The 19,467-nt window shown below is 42.9% G+C and carries 20 protein-coding genes; 9 read left to right on the top strand and 11 right to left on the bottom strand.

Annotated features, from left to right (window positions below):
- Positions 1 to 451 precede the first annotated feature (451 nt).
- The 4 genes from A3712_RS09200 to A3712_RS09185 all read right to left on the bottom strand — a co-directional run bounded on the left by A3712_RS09200 (position 452) and on the right by A3712_RS09185 (position 4,465).
- Positions 452 to 1,141 carry a tyrosine-protein kinase family protein gene (locus A3712_RS09200; RefSeq protein WP_063523185.1) on the bottom strand — a complete coding sequence of 230 codons (690 nt, stop codon included), beginning with the start codon at positions 1,139 to 1,141 and terminating at the stop codon, positions 452 to 454.
- Positions 1,141 to 3,240, bottom strand: a complete 2,100-nt coding sequence (locus A3712_RS09195; protein ID WP_063523184.1) for an SLBB domain-containing protein — start codon at positions 3,238 to 3,240, stop codon at positions 1,141 to 1,143. The genes A3712_RS09200 and A3712_RS09195 overlap by 1 nt, the downstream gene beginning before the upstream one ends.
- Positions 3,237 to 4,070, bottom strand: coding sequence for an OmpA family protein (locus tag A3712_RS09190; protein ID WP_063523183.1), 834 nt, complete (start codon positions 4,068 to 4,070; stop codon positions 3,237 to 3,239). The genes A3712_RS09195 and A3712_RS09190 overlap by 4 nt, the downstream gene beginning before the upstream one ends.
- A 65-nt stretch (positions 4,071 to 4,135) precedes the next feature.
- Positions 4,136 to 4,465 carry an STAS domain-containing protein gene (locus tag A3712_RS09185; protein WP_063523182.1) on the bottom strand — a complete coding sequence of 110 codons (330 nt, stop codon included), beginning with the start codon at positions 4,463 to 4,465 and terminating at the stop codon, positions 4,136 to 4,138.
- 331 nt (positions 4,466 to 4,796) lie between these two features.
- On the opposite strand from A3712_RS09185, the gene A3712_RS09180 reads away from it, so the two are divergent.
- Positions 4,797 to 5,642: a DNA ligase gene (locus A3712_RS09180; protein WP_063523181.1), complete on the top strand. Its 846-nt coding sequence runs from the start codon at positions 4,797 to 4,799 to the stop codon at positions 5,640 to 5,642.
- A 134-nt stretch (positions 5,643 to 5,776) separates the two neighbouring features.
- Here the strand turns inward: A3712_RS09180 and A3712_RS09175 are convergent, their stop codons facing one another.
- Positions 5,777 to 7,147: an MATE family efflux transporter gene (locus tag A3712_RS09175; protein WP_063523180.1), complete on the bottom strand. Its 1,371-nt coding sequence runs from the start codon at positions 7,145 to 7,147 to the stop codon at positions 5,777 to 5,779.
- Between the two features lie 132 nt (positions 7,148 to 7,279).
- Between A3712_RS09175 and A3712_RS09170 the strand changes: the two genes are divergently transcribed.
- A complete protein-coding gene (locus tag A3712_RS09170) occupies positions 7,280 to 7,888 on the top strand; it encodes a riboflavin synthase (protein WP_063523179.1) in 609 nt (202 codons plus the stop codon).
- Between the two features lie 103 nt (positions 7,889 to 7,991).
- Here the strand turns inward: A3712_RS09170 and A3712_RS09165 are convergent, their stop codons facing one another.
- Both A3712_RS09165 and A3712_RS09160 read right to left on the bottom strand, forming a co-directional pair.
- A complete protein-coding gene (locus tag A3712_RS09165) occupies positions 7,992 to 8,195 on the bottom strand; it encodes a CPXCG motif-containing cysteine-rich protein (RefSeq protein ID WP_008217868.1) in 204 nt (67 codons plus the stop codon).
- A 58-nt stretch (positions 8,196 to 8,253) separates the two neighbouring features.
- On the bottom strand, positions 8,254 to 9,120 hold the full coding sequence (locus A3712_RS09160) for a fructosamine kinase family protein (protein WP_063523178.1): 867 nt from the start codon (positions 9,118 to 9,120) through the stop codon (positions 8,254 to 8,256).
- 506 nt (positions 9,121 to 9,626) lie between these two features.
- On the opposite strand from A3712_RS09160, the gene A3712_RS09155 reads away from it, so the two are divergent.
- Entirely contained in the window at positions 9,627 to 9,971 is a 345-nt protein-coding gene (locus tag A3712_RS09155) for a DUF3802 family protein (RefSeq protein ID WP_063523177.1), read from the top strand.
- A 115-nt stretch (positions 9,972 to 10,086) separates the two neighbouring features.
- Here A3712_RS09155 and A3712_RS09150 read toward each other — a convergent pair whose 3' ends face one another.
- Positions 10,087 to 10,572, bottom strand: a complete 486-nt coding sequence (locus A3712_RS09150) for a C40 family peptidase (RefSeq protein ID WP_063523176.1) — start codon at positions 10,570 to 10,572, stop codon at positions 10,087 to 10,089.
- Between the two features lie 104 nt (positions 10,573 to 10,676).
- On the opposite strand from A3712_RS09150, the gene A3712_RS09145 reads away from it, so the two are divergent.
- On the top strand, positions 10,677 to 12,731 hold the full coding sequence (locus A3712_RS09145; protein WP_063523175.1) for a methyl-accepting chemotaxis protein: 2,055 nt from the start codon (positions 10,677 to 10,679) through the stop codon (positions 12,729 to 12,731).
- A 129-nt stretch (positions 12,732 to 12,860) separates the two neighbouring features.
- Here A3712_RS09145 and A3712_RS09140 read toward each other — a convergent pair whose 3' ends face one another.
- Together A3712_RS09140 and A3712_RS09135 are read right to left on the bottom strand one after the other, a co-directional pair.
- Entirely contained in the window at positions 12,861 to 13,196 is a 336-nt protein-coding gene (locus A3712_RS09140; RefSeq protein ID WP_063523174.1) for an AzlD domain-containing protein, read from the bottom strand.
- A 2-nt stretch (positions 13,197 to 13,198) separates the two neighbouring features.
- The gene (locus tag A3712_RS09135; RefSeq protein WP_063523173.1) at positions 13,199 to 13,936 is read right to left on the bottom strand and encodes an AzlC family ABC transporter permease; all 738 of its coding nucleotides are present in this window, start codon (positions 13,934 to 13,936) and stop codon (positions 13,199 to 13,201) included.
- 303 nt (positions 13,937 to 14,239) lie between these two features.
- On the opposite strand from A3712_RS09135, the gene A3712_RS09130 reads away from it, so the two are divergent.
- The 3 genes from A3712_RS09130 (at position 14,240) to A3712_RS09120 (ending at position 16,685) form a co-directional block, all read left to right on the top strand.
- A complete protein-coding gene (locus tag A3712_RS09130; protein ID WP_063523172.1) occupies positions 14,240 to 14,620 on the top strand; it encodes a RidA family protein in 381 nt (126 codons plus the stop codon).
- 54 nt (positions 14,621 to 14,674) lie between these two features.
- Positions 14,675 to 15,949 carry an L-cysteine desulfidase family protein gene (locus A3712_RS09125; RefSeq protein ID WP_063523171.1) on the top strand — a complete coding sequence of 425 codons (1,275 nt, stop codon included), beginning with the start codon at positions 14,675 to 14,677 and terminating at the stop codon, positions 15,947 to 15,949.
- Between the two features lie 88 nt (positions 15,950 to 16,037).
- Entirely contained in the window at positions 16,038 to 16,685 is a 648-nt protein-coding gene (locus tag A3712_RS09120; protein WP_063523170.1) for a helix-turn-helix transcriptional regulator, read from the top strand.
- Positions 16,686 to 16,711: 26 nt separating this feature from the next.
- Here A3712_RS09120 and A3712_RS09115 read toward each other — a convergent pair whose 3' ends face one another.
- The gene (locus A3712_RS09115; RefSeq protein ID WP_063523169.1) at positions 16,712 to 17,509 is read right to left on the bottom strand and encodes a sterol desaturase family protein; all 798 of its coding nucleotides are present in this window, start codon (positions 17,507 to 17,509) and stop codon (positions 16,712 to 16,714) included.
- A gap of 72 nt (positions 17,510 to 17,581) precedes the next feature.
- On the opposite strand from A3712_RS09115, the gene A3712_RS09110 reads away from it, so the two are divergent.
- Positions 17,582 to 18,328: a tRNA-uridine aminocarboxypropyltransferase gene (locus A3712_RS09110; RefSeq protein WP_082856207.1), complete on the top strand. Its 747-nt coding sequence runs from the start codon at positions 17,582 to 17,584 to the stop codon at positions 18,326 to 18,328.
- A gap of 163 nt (positions 18,329 to 18,491) precedes the next feature.
- Positions 18,492 to 19,400: an N-acetylglucosamine kinase gene (gene nagK / locus A3712_RS09105; protein WP_063523168.1), complete on the top strand. Its 909-nt coding sequence runs from the start codon at positions 18,492 to 18,494 to the stop codon at positions 19,398 to 19,400.
- Positions 19,401 to 19,467 lie beyond the last annotated feature (67 nt).

Raw genomic sequence — 19,467 nt, 5'->3', positions numbered from 1 at the left:
CTTTCCGTGTTTGAACCATTTGAGTAGAAGGAGGGATGGGGGAAGTGCTTATAGAAAAATCAATAAACCGATAAGGTCGCAAAACATAAAGTGTGATTTGCTTGATTTATCCACGGTGTTTCACCGCCATCGGATAACTTTGTCAAACTATTACAAATTCGTCAAAAACCACTTCTATTTATAATTTTAGGGAATATTCGTACGAATTCCATCTTTGACGTAATTTACATGGCACTTTAATAGCCTGTGTCACATTACTGCTAAAGTTGGCCGGCCAGTGTTGATCTTTGAGGCGTTTTCAAGGTGATATGACCAATAATTATGTGTATGAAATGCATTGAATTGTCGCAAAAATCGTATTTTCCACAATAAATTTGCCAAAAATAAGAAAATACGATGAATATGTTGAAAGAAGTGTTCAGTGATTCAGTTGCTGACGATAACGGTGGCACTACATCGGTAGGTTGAGAAATTCGTTTTGATACAACTTGTTTGCGAAGCGTTCGCGGAGCTTTGCAGGAATAAACTGCATTCGGTTTAGCTGCCTAACCAATTCTTGTGCGAAGCTCGGCGTTTGCTTCATGTTCATGATGCAGCCCATTAAAAAAATACTGTTCGCATCGAGAAGTTTCTTGGCTTGCTCAAGGTGATGAGTCGACGTTTCGCCAAAAGCAACAACTATAAGTGTACAATTACAGGCACTCGCAACCGACTGAGCAGGAATGTTGCCTTTGTTAACGTTGAGCAGTGGAGAGGTGTCGATAATTACACGGTCATACTTCTCAAGCCACTTAGATACCGCTTTTTGTAGAGTTGCTGGATCTTTATACGCAAGTTGTGTCGATGAAACGGTAGGGGCAGGTACACCAATAAACGTCCGTTGTGATTCGATATGTTCAATCAGCTGTCCCGGTTGCTCATTATCGAGCAGATGTAAATCTTTGAAACCAGGGTTGAATAGATTCAAATCGACATAAAGTGTTGAATGGCCGGCCAATAGGAATCGCTCCGCAAGAGCTGTTGCCACTGATGTTACACCGTCACCAGAGTGACAGGCAGTAACACAGATAGAGCGCTGTCCGTTTAATTCAGACGCCAAATAGAGTTGCTCAATTTCGGCATGCGTTGCTGAAATAGTCATTATAACGCTCCTATCAGTACAATCGTGGTTGTGATTCTTAGGATATCTTCTAAACCTTCACGTGCTCTTTCCATAAAGCTGTCGCGACGGTCTGGAATGTAAATAGTGTCACCAGCGCGTAAAACAGGGAGGTTGTAAATGTTCGCTGTTTTACTGAATTCGACTAAGTCGAATGTCCGCGCTTGTCCTTGGCAACAAGACATATTAACAATGGTAATCTTCTCGACGTAGGCGTTGTGAGTAGGGCCGGCAGCTTCCGCTAAGATGTCTAAAATGGTCATGTTATCGTTGAACACATAACGGCCGGGGTTATTGATCGCACCAAGCACACGTACAGTTTCTTCTTTGGGCTTGTCCAGCCAGTTTTTATTCTTCTCAGGGACGTAAATTGTATCGCCAGTGGTGACATTCGGTAGTAACGACTCATCGCCTGTTTCAAAATACAAAGACAGATTCAGTTTGCTGACTTTAGCGTATGATTTGTCGCGGTGTGTTACACGAATATTGTGAATGTCCGCAGCGCCAGTAGGTCCGTCGGCCGCAGATAAGATGTCTAGGAAATGCATATCTTTGGTGAAGCGGTAACGACCTGGAGCATTGACTTGACCGAAGATATATATGGAAGCGTCTGAACTTTGGCGAACCCACTGTGATTTATTGTCTGAAGGGTCTTGTGGTAAGTCGTGTACACGAACAATTGAACCTGCAGCGATGTAGGGCATTTGGTCACGAGGTGCGCCGTTTTTGATAAACTCGTCCAAATCAAACACGACCAGTTTTCTTCCAGTTACGATTTCAATCTTTGTCGTGTCGGCACGAAGAGTTGGGCCACCTACATGTGCGAGTAAGCCCATGAAGTTCATTTCGTCTGACCATTCAATGCGACCGGGGCGATTTACTTCTCCGATTACATTTACTGCTCTGTCTGGTGCGATCTTCAACCATGATTTCTCATTCATATCCGTTTTCTCAGGAACGAAAATCGCGTCACCGGCTTTAATTGCTGGCGGGTTGGAGTTGGGCAAGCCTTCTGTGTAAGCCGCTAAATCGAATCTTAAAACTCGACCGTCGGCTTTAATAACGCGAATTTGGCGTGATTCAGCAAAACGAGTAGGGCCGCCGGCATTTGCTAGAATATCCATGAAGGTTGCGCCTTTTTTACCTTCAAATGCACCTGGTGCCGCAACTTCACCCATGACGTAAACCATATTGGCGCCAGACTTAATTTCTTCTTCTTGTTTAGGTACAAAAATAGTCGAACCGGGACGTAAAACGGGCAGCAGGCTTTTATTGCCTGAATCTAAGTAACGCTTTAGGTTAAACAGTGTAGGTGTGTTGTTTGAAATTACGCGGATTTGCTCAACACTTGCGTAACGAGTTACACCGCCAGAACGCATCAACACATCAACAAGATCGGTATTCTCTTTATAAGTGAATGACCCTGGTGCGTTCACCTCACCAAATACTTTGATTGAACTACGAGAATCCGCACTATCACCAGAGTTTCCCACTTTTTCAGGGTCAAACTCCTGCTCAATATTACCAACGAGCGGTGATGCTGGTACGAACAAAGAGTCAAGGGATTGAAGTATTGGTAAGTTAGCTTCATCACCAGAGTCTAAAAAGCGCTTGTAGTTGAACTCTTTACGTTCTGCGCCACGCTTTAAGATTAACTTGTCCAATTGAGCACCAGGACGTGGACCGCCGGCCGCATAAAGCGCGATTTGAACACTAGAACCTAAAGCTAGTGTGTATTCGCCAGGTTGTTGAACATAACCTTGAACGTCAATGATAATTTGCTGCTCTTTCACATACACAGAGGCGTTGGATAGATCTTTATAAGCGGTTGCTAACGCCTCTAAAACCACCTTATTTAACTGCTGTTTGTCGTACCCCGCAACCAATACGGCACCGACCTCTGGTAACCTTATTCGGCCCCGCTTATCAACTTGGAAGCCTTTGTTTAATGTGGTTTCACCAGGAACATTAACTTGGATAAGGTCACCAACCTGAACGGCATCAGAAAACTTGTCGTTCGCATGTAAGAATGCTGAAAAGCTTAGTGCGAACATCATGAATAAGGTGATTATTGATTTCATAGTGCACCTCCCATCTTAGCCGCATTTTCTGGTGAGATAACTTCGATACTTACTCGGCGATTAGTTAAACGTGTTCCTTCAGATTCCCCTTCAAAAAGCGGTACAGTTTGACCCACCGAAACGGCTTTGATACGGCTAGGGCTTAAACCGAATATAGAGAGGTAGCGCTCGACTTGTTTCGCTCGACCTAGGGCGAGTTCGTCGTTGTACTCTTCTGAGCCTGTTGCATCAGCATGACCTGTAACTATTAGCTCTAGAGACTTGTTTTCTTTTAAGATGTAAGACGCCTCGGCAAGCTTCCCCATGTATTTAGGATTCACTTCGATAGAGTTGTGTGCAAATTGATTGTCGACATTAAGTAGATCGTAAAGTTGTTGGATTATCGACAACTGCATATGGAATTGGTTTTCGTTTTTAGGTGGTTCACAACGAGCTTGTGAAGTTACATAGTCGAGTTGGAGTTCAAGTTCGTTTAAACGTTTTCTTTGGATAATCAGATCGTTTGCCGCATCAAGTAGTAGTCCACCTCGTAGCTCTCGTGCGATTCGATTTTGCTTCTCTATTGCTTGAACAACCGCAGCAGGAAAACACCAACGTGCTCCTTCTTGGATCAAAGCGTCTAGATGAAGTTTCGCGAGTTGCCAGTCAAATCGTAATCCGTGTTCTGGACCTAGAGGCTCATCAGGCATAATCGGTGAAAAATCAGCGTTCTGATAATTCATCGAATCATAACTCTCGGCCAGCCCGCCGGTGCCGTGTTCTGGGTAGCTTGTGCAACCCAGAACTAGAACAAGGAGAGATAGGGCTATGTAATTTTTGATTATATTCATGCCAACGTCCTTTGTTTTTTTAACTTTTTATTATTATTTTTTGTTACTTTTAGCTTAGTGGATCTTTATGAATTTGTAGGATTTTTTGAGTTAACAGGGATAGCGTGTCCAATTCGTAGCAGATTCATCATTTCTAGTGGTTGACCTGAAACGTTTTCTAATCGCATGTTACGTTCGCGCTCAGTTAGGCGTTTGAACATGTAAACAATCGCGCCCACACCTGATGAATCCAAAAACTCTACCTGGCTGAAATCAACCTCGATCTCAGGATGACCATCGTTTGAAATCACATCATCAATGTCAGTTTGAGCATCGCGGCTGCCAGCGGCATCCAAGTCACCGTAAATAGAAAGAGTTAGTGTCGTTGTGTTTAAGTCATTCTTACGTAGTTCCATAGTCTTACCTCCTTGTTTGCTTGAGTTTACCAAAGCACTGAATGTGCCAACTTTTTTTCCTATATTATCCAATAACTTAGATGATTGTGTGTTTTGTGTTTCATATTGAGAAAAGTCGTTTCTCAATATGAGAACTAAAAAAGGTTGGGTTTTGGGGAGCTGTAAAGAATTGATTTTGCGAATGAAACGCAACCATAAATAAGCCTGATATATTGATCGCATATTAACTGAAAGTTTGAATGATTAATGGCTAGAACACCTAGGATAGAAAATAGAGCTGACCACAGCGCTCAATATTGTTAACTGACGAAGACACAAAAGGAACATTGAAATGAGGCTAACCAGATTGGCAATAGCAACACTGTGTGCATTTTCTGCGTTCCCTTCTAATGCTTCTTACCTGCCTGCTGAACAATTGGTTTTAGCCAATACCTATAAGCAAGGCGTCGATGTATCTGAATATTGGACGAGTGAAAAACTGGACGGAGTTAGAGCTTTGTGGGATGGCCAACATCTTTATACCCGAAATGGCAATCGAATTTATGCGCCGAAGTGGTTTGTTAAAGAGTTACCGGATGTTCACTTAGAAGGAGAACTGTGGGCAGGAAGAGGCAATTTTCATTTAGTCCAAACAACGGTCTTAGACCACAAGCCAAGTGATAAAGCGTGGCAAGAGATCGAATTCATGTTGTTCGATATGCCTGGCGCAGCGGGCGACTATCAGAAACGTTACTACAACATCTTGCATTGGGTAAGAGTGATAAACGAGCCACATATTGGGTATGTGGAACACACACCAATTCCAAGCGAAGAGGCATTGTTTCATCAACTCGATAATGTCGATGATAGCCAAGGCGAGGGATTGATGCTTCGTAAGATTACCAGTCGTTATCAAGCGGGTAGAAGTAATGACTTGCTAAAACTCAAACGTCATCACGATGCAGAAGCGACCATTATTGGCTATAAAGCAGGAACAGGCAAGTATAAGGGGATGATGGGCTCAATTTTGGTGCACACAGAAGATGGTGTGGAGTTTTACATTGGAACTGGCTTCACCGATGAGGTGCGATTATTTCCGCCCGAAATCGGTAGTAAAATTAGTTTCCGTTACAATGGTTTCACTCAACATGGTAAGCCCAAATTCGCAAGGTTCGTTAGAGAGAAAAGTAACTATTAACCACTTGTGAATAAGCATCGCGAACAAACACTACTGATAACTATTTTAGATACGGCATAAACGCGGACACGGAATAAAAAAGAGCTCTAATAATCAGAGCTCTCTTGTTTAATAAGCTTGTTTAGAAGAAGTGCTTAGCGAGAGCCGAATTCCAATTGTACTTCATCACTTTGTTTGTGCATCCAGTGCAAACGCATACCCAGCATAATCGCTGCCGAAGACAAACCAACGATGAAGCCAATCCAGAAACCGTGTGCGCCCATTGGTTCAACAATCCAATCCGTCATCCCTAAGGTGAAGCCAATCGGTAGACCCAGCAGCCAGTAAGCAATAAAAGTACGATTGAAGATTGAACGCATATCTTTATAGCCACGAAGTGCACCCGCTGCGATGACTTGAATTGCATCTGTACATTGGTATACCGCCGCAAAAATCAGGAGCTGCATTGCGATGGTAATTACAGCTGTGTTTTCCGTGTAAAGAAGTGACACTTGCTCTCTAAACAACACGGTTAGTGCAGCTGTGATAAACGCTGTTGCCAAGCCAACAATGATACCGACGTGAGTCGCGATTTTAGCGCCTTCAGTGTTATTCTCACCAAGCTTGTGACCAACACGAATACTAACCGCAGCACCAATACTCATAGGGATCATAAACACCAATGAAGAGAAGTTAATCGCTACTTGGTGTGCCGCTACTATCAATGAGCCGAGTGGAGCGACCAATAGCGCAACAACCGCAAACAGTGTCACCTCAAAGAAAAGCGCTGCAGCGACTGGGAAGCCTAGCTTGAATAAACGAACTTGAGCTTTTAACTGAGGTTTATGTAATTGACCGAAAATGTTGATTTTAGCCAAGCGCTTAGAAGTCACCACATATGTTAACAGTAAGCTACACATGATCCAATAAACGATAGCTGTTGCTACGCCACAACCCACACCACCAAGCGCTGGTGCACCAAGCTTACCGTAAACAAACATCCAGTTAAGCGGTATGTTTAATAAGAGGCCAATAAAACCAATGACCATTGCAGGCTTAGTTAAAGACATACCATCGGTAAAGCTTCTTAAGGTTTGGAACAACAAGAAGGCTGGCACCGCAAACGTCACGGCATGCATATAGCCGATAGTCTTTTCTGCCATTAAGGTCTCAATATCCATCAGTTGCAAAATGGCTTGAGTTTGGAAGAGAACTCCAATAATTGGAAACGAAAGGACAAGCGCTAGGAATACACCTTGCTGAATCTCAAAAGGAATCTTAACTTGGCGGCCAGAGCCATTCAGCTGTGCGACCACAGGCACTAACGCCATAAGTAACCCAACACCAAACAAAATTGAAGGAAGCCAGATACTTGCCGCGATTGATACTGCTGCCATATCGATAGCACTGACGCCACCGGCCATAACAGTATCAACGAAGCTCATGCCGGTTTGTGCGATAGATGCGATCAATACTGGCGTCGCAAGTTTGATCAGATTTGAGGCTTCTTCTTTGTAACGATGCACAAATAACTCCAGATGAGAAAGGAATAAGAGACGGAATGAATATTCAGAGGTACTGATCGTTCAGCTTCCATTGGACGAATCATAAAGAAATGTCACAATAACTGCTACAGTAAAATGCTAAATAGGAAACTTATGTTTACAGGTATCGTTCAAGGCATGGCAACGTTGGTTGCTATCAACAAAAAAGAGTTATTTCAGACTCATACCATTGAACTGGCAGATGAAATGGTAGGGGGATTATCGATTGGCGCTTCTGTTGCTCACAACGGTTGTTGTCTAACTGTGACAGAAATTTCAGGCAACCAAATCTCTTTCGACTTGATGCAAGCAACACTACGTTTAACTAATTTAGGTGCTCTAAATGTCGGCGATAAAGTGAACGTCGAGCGTGCTGCGAAATTTGGTGACGAAATTGGCGGACACAGCATGTCTGGTCACATTTCGTTAATGGCTAAGTTAGTTGAAGTCATCAAAACGGAAAACAACCGCACACTTTGGTTTGAACTGCCAGAAAAATCAATGAAATATGTTTTAAGTAAAGGGTACATAGGTGTTGATGGTTGCTCACTAACGATTGGTGAAGTGGAAAATAACCGTTTCTCTGTACATTTAATCCCAGAAACCCTCAATCGCACTCTATTTGGTGGCCGCGAAGTGGGTGACGAAGTAAATATCGAGTTTGATCCTCAAACTCAAGCGATTGTTGATACTGTGGAACGTGTACTAGCAAATCAGAAGTAACTAACACACTCAATCTGTGTTGTTCGATTTACGCAGATGGCTAGATCAAAAAAGAGCACCTTATGTGCTCTTTTTTGATCTTGTTACCAGTGATAATCGTGGATTAAAACACCTGTTCATCGTCGGCATCGATCGACAGATTGATTCTGTCTCGTACTTCGTCGACTTGCATGTCTAGATGAATGGCATTGCAACACGCAGGGCAATCGTCGTAAAAATCTTGGCTACCATTAGAAGCGTCGAGCGTTATATTAATACCGTGCCCGCAATGGGGACAGGAGACGTGTTTCTCTGTGTATTTCTGCATGACAAATTCTCCTCAAGCTAACTTATACCATCTGACTGCTTATCTATTGTTACAAGTATTACACAGCCTGAATTTTCTGAATGCACGCTTCTGTTTGCGCCAGATATTCACCGCCAAATTGATTACAGTGATTAAGAAGGTGGTACAAGTTGTAAATGTCTTTTCGATCAGTATAGCCAACGTCAAGCGGCATGACGCTTTGGTACCCTTCATAAAACTCAGGTGGGAAGCCTTGAAACAATTCAGTAAGCGCTAAATCGCATTCGTGGTCACCCCAATAACAAGCAGGATCGTAGCAAATTGGACCAAATGCCGAATTAGCTACATTGCCGTTCCAAAGATCACCATGAAGTAATGAAGGGCGAGGGTTGTGGCCAGCAAGTCTCATGTTCACCATATCAACAATGTCGTCAATATCCCCGAATTCGATGCCTTTCTCCTTTAGCAGCTGGAGTTGGAATCCGATGCGTTGTTCTGAAAAGAAACGGCCCCATTTTTTATGCCATGGATTTGGTTGAAGTGTGCTGCCGATGAAATTGTCTTGGTCACAACCAAACTCTTTTTGCTCACCCCATTGATGAAGTTTGGCAAGCTGGACACCAAAGTCGTAACTGTTGTTGCCTGTCTCAAGTGGTTTAGTGGGCAGATAGTTGAGAATGATAAATGAACACTCTTTAGTTTTACCAATCAGCACCAGCTCAGGCACGTAGACGGTGGAAGTATCTCTTAATAAACGAAGGTTCTCAGCTTCAATCTCAAACTTAGGTAGAAACTCTCGCTGATTAACCTTTACGAAGTAACGTTCATTACCGTCGCTGATCATATAGCAATCATTTATATCACCACCCGGCACTTTAACGCGCTCGGTAATCTGGTAATTAAATAGAAGTGTGTCTGAAAGCTGTTGAGAAATGGCCTGCCACATAGGAAATCCTCAATAAACTGTTGGAGTGAAATACTATTGTTTGCTAAATAGTTTAGGACAAATCTGCGTGATTTATAGACGTTCTGGTCAATGTTCTCAGCACTAGTACAAGGTAGTACCGATCAATTAACAGTTTTGTGAACTCGGGCTGTACGAATACCTTTGATAAATCAGTAAAAAGTGAATTTCCAACAACGAAATAGTTGGAACAAATATCACGTGCGACACCCAATAACCTTTCTTCCACTAGAAAATCATCGACAGCTTGTTATGGTTTACGCGCTAGTACTAAAGAGAACTATTGATACGTAGTGATTTGAATAGAACGGAGACTTGTTATCGAGTGAGCTGCTTTGTGTATTTATTGATTCAATTTTGCACCAAAATGCTAACAAAGTTCATTTTAGTACTCGTTAGGGCAATAAAATGATGACAAATGACTTCATATACATACTATTAACCGAATACGTATTAATCTGCCTTAGAGCTTAAAACGGAGATTTATTGTGGTTGTAGAAACCGATGGCTACCTAGCTTTGATCGAGCACTTATCTTTCAACCTAGATGTATTTACTAACGGTAATGGTGATACTGGAAACGAAAGTGTCGAAGACATAGTGACTGACATGATTTCCAGCAACATTATGGCGATCTTCGAGCAAAACCCTGAGCTGCATTCAAGTGTACGTTTTCAGTTGCTTAAAGAAGCAGATGCCTTGGTTGCTGATTTAGGGGAAGTGCTTGCAGGTGTGTGGGCTAAGAAAGCGACAAACGAACAGATTGTATTTCTAGATGAGTACATTGCATTGGTGAAAAATCTGTTTGATACTGCAGTAGCAAAATACGATTAACCTCTATTCGTCGTTAGTGATTCTTTTTGTGGTTAATGACTCTTTATTGACGGGACTTAAAAGCGTTGCACTTCTATGAGGTCGCCTTAATTCGATTGGTGGCCTCGCAATTACACTAAATGCGCCTAAAGTGCCAAAATTTAGAAGCCCAATAAGGGTTATCTAGTCTAGATATGATCACACCTTTCGACGTAGACGCATGCAGGAACTGGTTGTTCCCCAAGTACACACCTACATGCCTAACGGTGAAAGACGTCTTGAAAAATACCAAATCTCCACTCTTTGCTTGCTCGTAAGCGATTTCAACGCCTTGTTTACTCTGATCTTTTGTCGTTCTTGGCAATGCTTGCTGTGTCGCGTTTTGCACGGCAATTTGGACAAAAGCAGAACAATCCACGCCTCTGAATGAAGTTCCACCGAAATGATAAGGTACACCTTTCCACTGCTCATAGACACTCATATAAGCATTAGTAGTCAATTGTTCTGACTTTGATAGAGGTTTATTTGCAATTTGGCTGTTTGTAGAAGGAGATGGTGCTGAGCTACAAGCGGTTAATGTTGCGAACGTTATTGTAACTGCAAGCATTTTTCTGAATTTCATATGTAACTCTTCTTAAATGAAACTGAAATAAAAGCGTAATCAAGGGCTTCTAGTATACCGACTAACTTAAGGATATCTCTTTTTGTAGTCAAACTGGATTGCGCATGACTGACACCAACTTATCAGTAAAACCCTCACGTTATACATTCTCGCTCATTCAAACGGTTAGTGCCGTATTTATTTCGATTCTTCTACTTGTTAGCTTTTTATCTATGGTCAGTATTCGTGGCGTAGATAGAGTAGGAGGATACTTTGAGACTCTGTCTGAACAAGCATTACCACTCGCTCTGCATAACGCAGAATTAACGCAAAGCGTATTAGAACAAGTCAAACTTCTTACCTACAGCACTCAATCGACGGATTTAGACACATTAAATCAAACACGTTATTCGATCGATGAGCTCGCAGCAAAGAGTAACAATACGCTTAAGGAACTCCTTTTTATCTCCCAATCTTTTCCTGATGCGATTTCTCTTGAACAAAAGCAAAGCCTTATCGACGATATGGCACAACTACAAAAAATGACCAACACGGTTCTATCAGCACAAATTGAAATACAAAGTAAGCAAAATCTGATCGACAGTAAAATTGGTGAGTTTCGTTATGGCGTAGGATCTATCGGTCCTGAAATGAATCGTATTAGCTCATTCTTAGTGGAAGATAATCCAGAAGCAAGCGATGCAGCCAACCGCTTTACGTCGAGTGCATCTGCTATGGCCAATACTTTCTTAATGTTAATGATGCAAAACGACCTTGAGAAAGCAGAAGATGAATACCGTCAATTGAGAAACCGAATCGCAGGTCTTAACTTGGCCTACAGTGATTTCTCAGATTGGCACCCGGACATTGTCGAATTCACGAGCCTAAGCGCCCCTTATGAAATGGTAAAAGAGGGCTTTACAGAAGAGGGCGTAATCAAACAAATATTGCTGAAGCTAGAGCTAGTTAAACAGCAAGAGCAAAACTTAGCGCAAGTGATTGGACTAGCGAATACGGTGATTAATACGCTCAATCAGCTATCGTCGACAGCATCTCAACTGATTGATGAAAGCGAGCTAGTCGTAAACCAGACCATTACCAATATCGACCGTGTGTTATTCATTAGTGGCTTAGTGATCGCCATGATCATTATTACATCGTGGTTAGTGTTGCGTCGTTGGATGAACAAAGGACTGAAAAACATTACACGCCAGTTAACGTCACTTGCAGAGCATGACTTTTCGAAGCAGAGTGAGTTGCTTGGCCCACTCGAGTTACAAGTCATCACTTCTAAACTTAATACGGTTGTCGATTCAACGGCCGATTCTATACGTTTAGTTACTCGAAACTGTGAAACGCTTTATCAGACCGCAGAAGTGAGTCACGATGCTGCTGAGCAAACCAACTTAAGTTTGCATGAGCAGAATGAATCTCTGCAGAATATGATCACGACAATCACACAACTTGAAGCGTCCATTGGCGAAATCGCTCGAATTTCAAACGCATCAAATGATGATGCTCAAGTCGCAGAAGATGAGTCAGTGAGTGGTAGCCAAGTAATTGGTTTAAACCAAGAGCGCTTACAAGCTTTAGAACATTCGTTGAACATGAACGAACAGTCTATGGCTGATCTTGATGGGCGAGTGAAGCAAATTCGTGAAATGGTTGACATGATCAGTGGTATTGCAGAAAACACCAACCTGTTGGCATTGAATGCCGCGATAGAAGCAGCGCGAGCGGGAGAACAGGGCCGTGGTTTTGCTGTAGTTGCAGATGAAGTAAGGAAATTAGCGAGTGGTACATCTCAACAAACCACTAATATCCGAAACATGATGAATGAGCTGGTGGCGGCAGCGGATCGTTCTCGTACGTCAGTTACTGAGTCAAGAACTGAAATGGCGAATGCACTACAGGCAAGCGGCGATGTAAAACAAGCTTTTGAGAAGATTGAAGTTGCAGTTAACCAGATTAAAGGCCGCGTCGAGCAAATTATGGTCGCAACTGAGCAACAGGCTCGTGCTACTGTTGATGTGACTCACTCAATCACGCGCGTATCCGAGCAAGGAGAAAACACCAAACTGCAACTTGAATCTATGATTGAAAGTTCTGAGCAAGTGGGTGAAATCGCAGGTCATCAACAAGCTATGCTTCATAAGTACCAATTCGACGCAGAAAAATAACCTAGCTGTTTAATACACTTAGCGAAATCACAAGCTGTCTCGTCCGAAAATACTAAAAATCCGAAATACAAAAAGCAAAAAGGTAAAGTTCACGCTCTGCCTTTTTGCTTGTAGTTAGTGTTGGAATGCTTACATGAAAAAGTTAGGCATAACGTGCTGGAAAAAAATCAGCGATGCAACGCCACTGATAACCACCCAAATCAAATCGAAGCGCAGGCTCACAAGCGTACAAACAATTGCGGCCAATACTTTTGGATTGTGTAGATCAAATTCCATATCTGGCCCTGCACCTAATATCTCGACAGCAATAATCGCAGGTAAAACCGTAACCGGAACAAAGCGCAGCGTCTTTTTGAATCGCTCCGACATCTCAAACTTGCCAGCTAAACCAATCACTGAAAATCGAATAACAAAGGTCGCTGCTGCCATCGTAAGAGTAATAAGAATAAAAGTTGTAGTATTCATTGTTATGCCACTCCACGTTCTTGATTTATTGGGTCACTTTGCGTAGCTTCTTGTTCCGCTTGCTCAGTCGATAGATCCATTCGGTAGCCTGCGTACACCCCAACAACGGCGGCAATTACAAGGCCTAAAGAGTAGGGAAGTTCCGCGAGAAGCACCCCAGTAAAGGTCGCGACAATCGCTGCAACAATACATTCACGGCTTTTCACTTGTGGAATTACGATAGCGATAAAGGCTGCGACCATCGCGAAATCCAATCCATAGTTAGCAATTTCAGGGAACGAAGAACCAATCAGAGCGCCAAGGAAATCTGCCACTACCCAGTTAACCCAAAAACCACCCATTGCCGCTAAATAGAACCAGTATCGACTTTCACCTTCTTGCTTCATCTCATTAATCGTCGCTGCATAGACCTCATCGGTAAGGCCGTAAGACATCAACATACGGACGTGAAAGGGATAGGATTTCATGTGCTCTGACATTGAAGCGCTGTAAAGCATATGGCGCAGGTTTATGATGAAGGTCGTAAACATGATGACCAAGATACTTGCTGATGACTGAACTAGCCCTAACGCCACCATTTGTGATGATCCGGCAAACACGGTGAAAGACCATAAGGTACTCTGAGTCACGCTCATCCCTGCGGTAATACTGACCGCTCCCACAATGAACGAAAACGGAAATGCGCCAACGCATAGAGGGAAGATTGCTCTTAACCCTGCCTGGATTTGTTGTTTATTCATGACATGCTCACCCTAGATAAAAAATTCAAATTTATTTGCAATTTATGGTAAGAATCGTATTGGCGAATGAAATTATTTTCAAATCAAGATTAAACTTTATTTGATTTAGATCGGTGTTTTGAAATCCTGAAAATAAGAATGATCAATTAAGTCGATTGTAATCAATGACTTAAGTTAAATTCCATTTTTGAGATCTTTGATTGATTGGTTTTCTCAATATTTATTGCAACTATTTTTGCATTTTATTGTTTTCAATGTTTAAACTGTAGTTGAAATATTTAGCAAATCTGAATAGGAAGAATCATGAAAGAAATCATTACAGCAAATCAAGCGCCTGAAGCCATTGGTCCATACTCACACGGTAACGCATTCGGAAACCTTGTTTTCACATCAGGTCAATTACCGGTGTGTAAAGAGAAAGGTGGTGTTGTAGAAGGTGGCGTGAGTGAGCAATCTCGTCAGTCACTACTTAACCTCCAATATGTTTTACAAGCTGCAGGCAGCGACCTAGACCAAGTACTAAAAACAACGTGTTATTTATCAGACATTAATGACTTTGCAGCTTTCAATGAAGTGTACAAAGAGTTTTTTGAAAAAGACTGTCCTGCACGTAGCTGTTTTGCAGTGAAGGATCTTCCTTTAGGCGTGAAAATCGAAATCGAAGCGGTGGCTGGTCGCAAGTAATTAGTCGTAAGTAGCTGCTCGTAAATAATTGAAGAATAGTGTGAGGTCCTTACTATGAAACACCAATGGCAACAGTATAAAGAGATTTTGAATACCGTCGTGAAACCCGCGCTTGGCTGTACAGAACCCATCTCCGCAGCTTACGCTTGTTCTGTTGCGACCAAGATGCTTGTGGGTGCACCCGATAAAGTTCGCGTGTATGTGTCGGATAATTTATACAAAAACTCTATGGGCGTGTTTGTTCCGGGGACAGGAAAAATTGGCCTACCTATAGCTGCAGCCGTGGGTGCGATTGGTGGGGACCCACACGCTGGCTTAGAAGTGTTGGCGAACATCAGCGAAAAAGATGTCGAAAAAGCACAAGCATTGATTGACGCCGGCCAAGTCAGCGCACACCGTAAAGACGTAGACGAATTCATCTATTGCTATGCAGAAGTAGAATCTGAAGGTCAAATAGCGGCCGTAGAAATCAGTGGCGGTCATACTCAGGTCATCAAAAAAACCTTAAATGGCACCGTTCTATTTAGTCAAGATTACGATCAAACAATATCAACGGGTTCTGTCTGTGATGGAATCGATATTGATATTAGTAGCATCTACAACTTTGCCACCAGTGCAGACTTCGACGATATTGCTTTTATACTAGAAGCATCGGTTCTCAACGGCAAGCTGTCAGAAGAAGGGTTGGCTCATGCCTATGGCCTTGAAGTCGGGCGTACTATGGAACAAGGCATTCAATTAGGCCTAATGGCAGAAGACTTGATGAATAAGATCGTCATGCAAACGGCTGCCGCGTCTGATGCTCGAATGGGCGGTGCGACTCTACCTGCCATGAGTAACTTTGGTAGCGGTAACCAAGGGATAGCTGCAACAATCCCTGTCGCGGTTATTGCCGAGCACTTTAAAGCGACTCAAGAGCAATTAGCAAGAGCCTTAATCATGAGTCACTTAGGTGCGATTTATATTAAGTCACACTACCCACCGTTGTCTGCATTTTGTGGGAACACAGTCACTAGCGCTTCAGCGGCTATGGCGATGGTATATCTAGCTAAAGGATCGTTTGAGCAAGGCTGCTACGCTATTCAAAATGTCCTGAGCGACTGTTCAGGTATGGTGTGTGATGGCGCTAAGTCTACCTGCGCAATGAAAGTGAAAACCTCAACCAGTGCTGCAGTTAATGGTTTCTTAATGGCAATGCGCTGTAATGAAGCACACAACCAAGGCATCGTTGCTGATGATGTTGAGACCAGTATTCGCAATATTGGAAAATTGGTTACCGCTGGTATGAGTGTTACAGACTCTACGATTATTGATATAATGTCGGCGTAATCAGACGTTTTTGATTCAGACTATTTTTAAGACGAACCGCTTGGTAATTTTTACTTAGCGGTTTTCTCGCTAAAAAAGGAGGGACTCAGTGTTCGAATTATCTCAAAGTGACTATGATATCCTGCACTCAATCGAGAACATCGTTGATGGCATCGCCGCAATGTATGGCGAGCATACTGAAGTGTTACTGCATAGTTTAGATGTTCGTAATCCTTCGATTATTAAAATTGCGAACAGCCATGTCACAGGGCGAGAAGTTGGTGCTCCAATTACCAATTTAGCACTGATGAAGCTTACTCAAGGTAACGATGTTTCAGGTGCTTACATGACAAAATGTCCCGATGGAAAAACCTTACGCTCAATGACGACCATCATTCGAAACCCTCAACAGCAAGCTATTGGTTTATTGTGTATCAACACCAACCTCGACGCACCATTTCAAGAAGTGATGCATTCGCTTGTCCCTTGTTTGCTACCAAATGTCGACCGTCCTCAAACGACGCCTGAAACCTTTGCGCGTAGTAATGAAGAGATGATGCATAGCTCAATTGAAACGGTAAGAGAACAGGTAAGTAATGATGCAGACATCGCGCCATCCAAGAAGAGTCGGGAGATTGTCACTCGATTGCATGAAATGGGGATTTTCGACTTGAAAGACAGTGCCCAAATTGCGGCAAAAGGACTCGATATCTCTATCCATACCATCTACCGCTACCTGCGCGAGCTGAAAGCCTAACGTTTGTTGGTTAGCTATCTCTTATTCTATTTGTTCTGGTTGTATCTAAATGGCTGGGTAATCAGTTTATCTAGCCTCTGTTCCTTCCCATCACGTATTTCCGGTACACCGATGCTTACCTTATCGTGACCAAGCTTGGGTTGAGCACGATACGTCTTAAACCAGGTATCCCACACTGATAGGAAGAAACCAAAATTAGAGTGAGTCTCTTTGACGATGACTGAATGATGCACTCGATGCATGTCTGGCGTGACAATCACTTTACGAAGCTGTTTGTCGAACCATAAAGGTAAACGACCGTTGCTGTGATTGAACATTGCACTCACATTCAACACGACCTCGAATACCACAACGGCTAGAGCCGGTGCGCCCAATACGAAAATCAACGCAACCTTAATCAACATCGACAAGATCATCTCAATTGGATGAAAGCGGGTACCCGTAGTTACATCTATATTCAGATCTGCATGATGAACACGATGAAGTTTCCATAGGGCTGGGATACGGTGGAAGACGAGGTGCTGAGTGTAAATAGCTAGGTCTAATAACACGACACAAAGGAACACGGTGATTTCAAAGGGTAGGCTGATGTTATTGAACAGACCCCATTGATTTTTTTCCGCAATCAGTGCCGCTTGAAATGCCGTAACAGGGATTAATGTCGCCAGTAAAACACTGTTAAGCGCCGTCAATGAGAAGTTATTCCCCCATCGAAACCACTTTTTTTGCGTTAGTGTTTTTCTAGGAGCTTGGTATTCCCACAGAGCACACAAGCCAAAAACGGTGATAAAACAGACAAGGCGAAGTAGTGATGGGTCCTGCATAAGAATTCCTTCTATCATTATCAAGCCACTGTAAGTACAATCGTGCCACTTTTCTAGTTCTATCTATCGTTATTGTCCATGAGAATTCACGCTTTCCACCGCTTGTACCAACACCGTTTATCACTTTCTACAAAACCATTTAACGCGCGTGGATGTAAGGTGGTGCGATGTGAGTATTGCAAAATCAAGCAAGACAGTTGTATCTGTGAACATCAACCAGACATAGATACGAACGTTGCGACCATGTTGATCTTGTCTGATAACGAAATCTTAAAGCCAAGTAACACGGGCCGTTTGATTGTAGACACGGTGAAAGACAGCCATGTGTACCTTTGGCATCGAACTGAGCCAAACACAGAGATGCTTGAAGTTCTTAAGAACGAAAAATATCAGCCTGTTATTGTGTTCCCAGAAGACTATACCGATGACAAATCGCGAGTGGTTCAAGACCTTCCGCAAATGCGTGATCCAAACAAAAAGCTACTTCTGATTTTCATCGACGGTAGCTGGCGTGAAGCAAGACGTATCTTTAGACGTTCTGAGTACCTGCAAGATTTGCCTGTGTTGTCGATTGAGCCTGAATCGGTTTCTCAATACATGATGCGAAAGTCAGACAATGAGCAACACCTCTCAACTGCAGAAGTTGCGAGCTTGGTATTAAAACAGGCTGGTGAGGAGCAGGGTGCCAAAACATTACAACTGTGGTTTGAAGCGTTTCGCGAAAGCTACATGCTAAGTAAGACTCGTTACAAGTCGGATCCGACCAAACCAAGCCTGAATGCTTTCATAACGCACAGTAAAAATGAGACGTCACTCTAACCTTTAACCGCTTTGTGCTGACTTGTTGTTCAAACAGACTCAAACACGAGATAAGTTTGTTATCTATCACGGTTTGTAGGGGGAGTGTTATGGATAATGTTCCTCAGTTGTTTTATTTAAAGAGTTTATTTGCCCGAATTTAGGGAAAAATTGGAGAGATTTCATGTATTACGGCTTCGATGTTGGCGGCACTAAAATTGAATTTGGTGCATTCAATGAGAAACTTGAGCGAGTAGCAACAGAGCGCGTTCCAACACCAACAGATGACTATCAGTTACTGCTTGATACGATCGCTGGTTTAGTAAAGAAATACGATAGCGAATTCTCTTGCGAAGGCAAAATCGGCCTTGGCCTTCCTGGTATGGAAAACGCAGACGACGGCACTATGCTGGTTGTTAATGTTCCTGCATCAACAGGTAAGCCACTACGTAAAGATTTAGAAGCGTTAATCGGTCGTAGCGTAAAGATCGAAAACGATGCGAACTGTTTCGCGCTTTCTGAAGCGTGGGATGACGAGCTAAAAGACGAGCCATCGGTTGCTGGTCTAATTCTAGGTACAGGGTTTGGTGGCGGTTTAGTTTACGAAGGTAAGGTATTCTCTGGTCGTAACCACGTAGCCGGCGAGCTAGGTCATATGCGTCTACCTTTGGATGCATGGTTCCACCTTGGCGACAACGCGCCGCTATTAGGTTGTGGTTGTGGTAAAAAAGGTTGTCTAGACAGCTACCTATCGGGTCGTGGTTTCGAATTGATTTACGAGCACTACTTTGGCGAGAAGAAGAAAGCGATTGAGATTATCCAAGCTTACAACGAAGGAGAGGCTAAAGCGGCTGAACACGTTGACCGCTTCATGGAGCTCTTAGCAATCTGTTTTGCGAACCTATTTACTGGCCTAGATCCACACGTTGTTGCACTGGGTGGCGGTCTTTCAAACTTCGAGCTTATCTACGAAGAAATGCCAAAGCGTGTGCCTAAGTACTTACTGTCTATTGCTAAGTGTCCGAAGATCATCAAAGCAAAACACGGTGATTCAGGCGGCGTTCGTGGTGCTGCATTCCTAAACATCAAATAGTGATGGTTTTCAGCGGACCAAGTTACGCAGAATAAATAAAAATGCCGCAATCTCGAAAGAGGTTACG

Origin of the sequence: Vibrio sp. HI00D65 (genome assembly GCF_001635455.1) — a bacterium.
Classification (GTDB): Bacteria; Pseudomonadota; Gammaproteobacteria; order Enterobacterales; family Vibrionaceae; genus Vibrio.
This window is presented reverse-complemented; position numbering and strand designations above follow the sequence as displayed.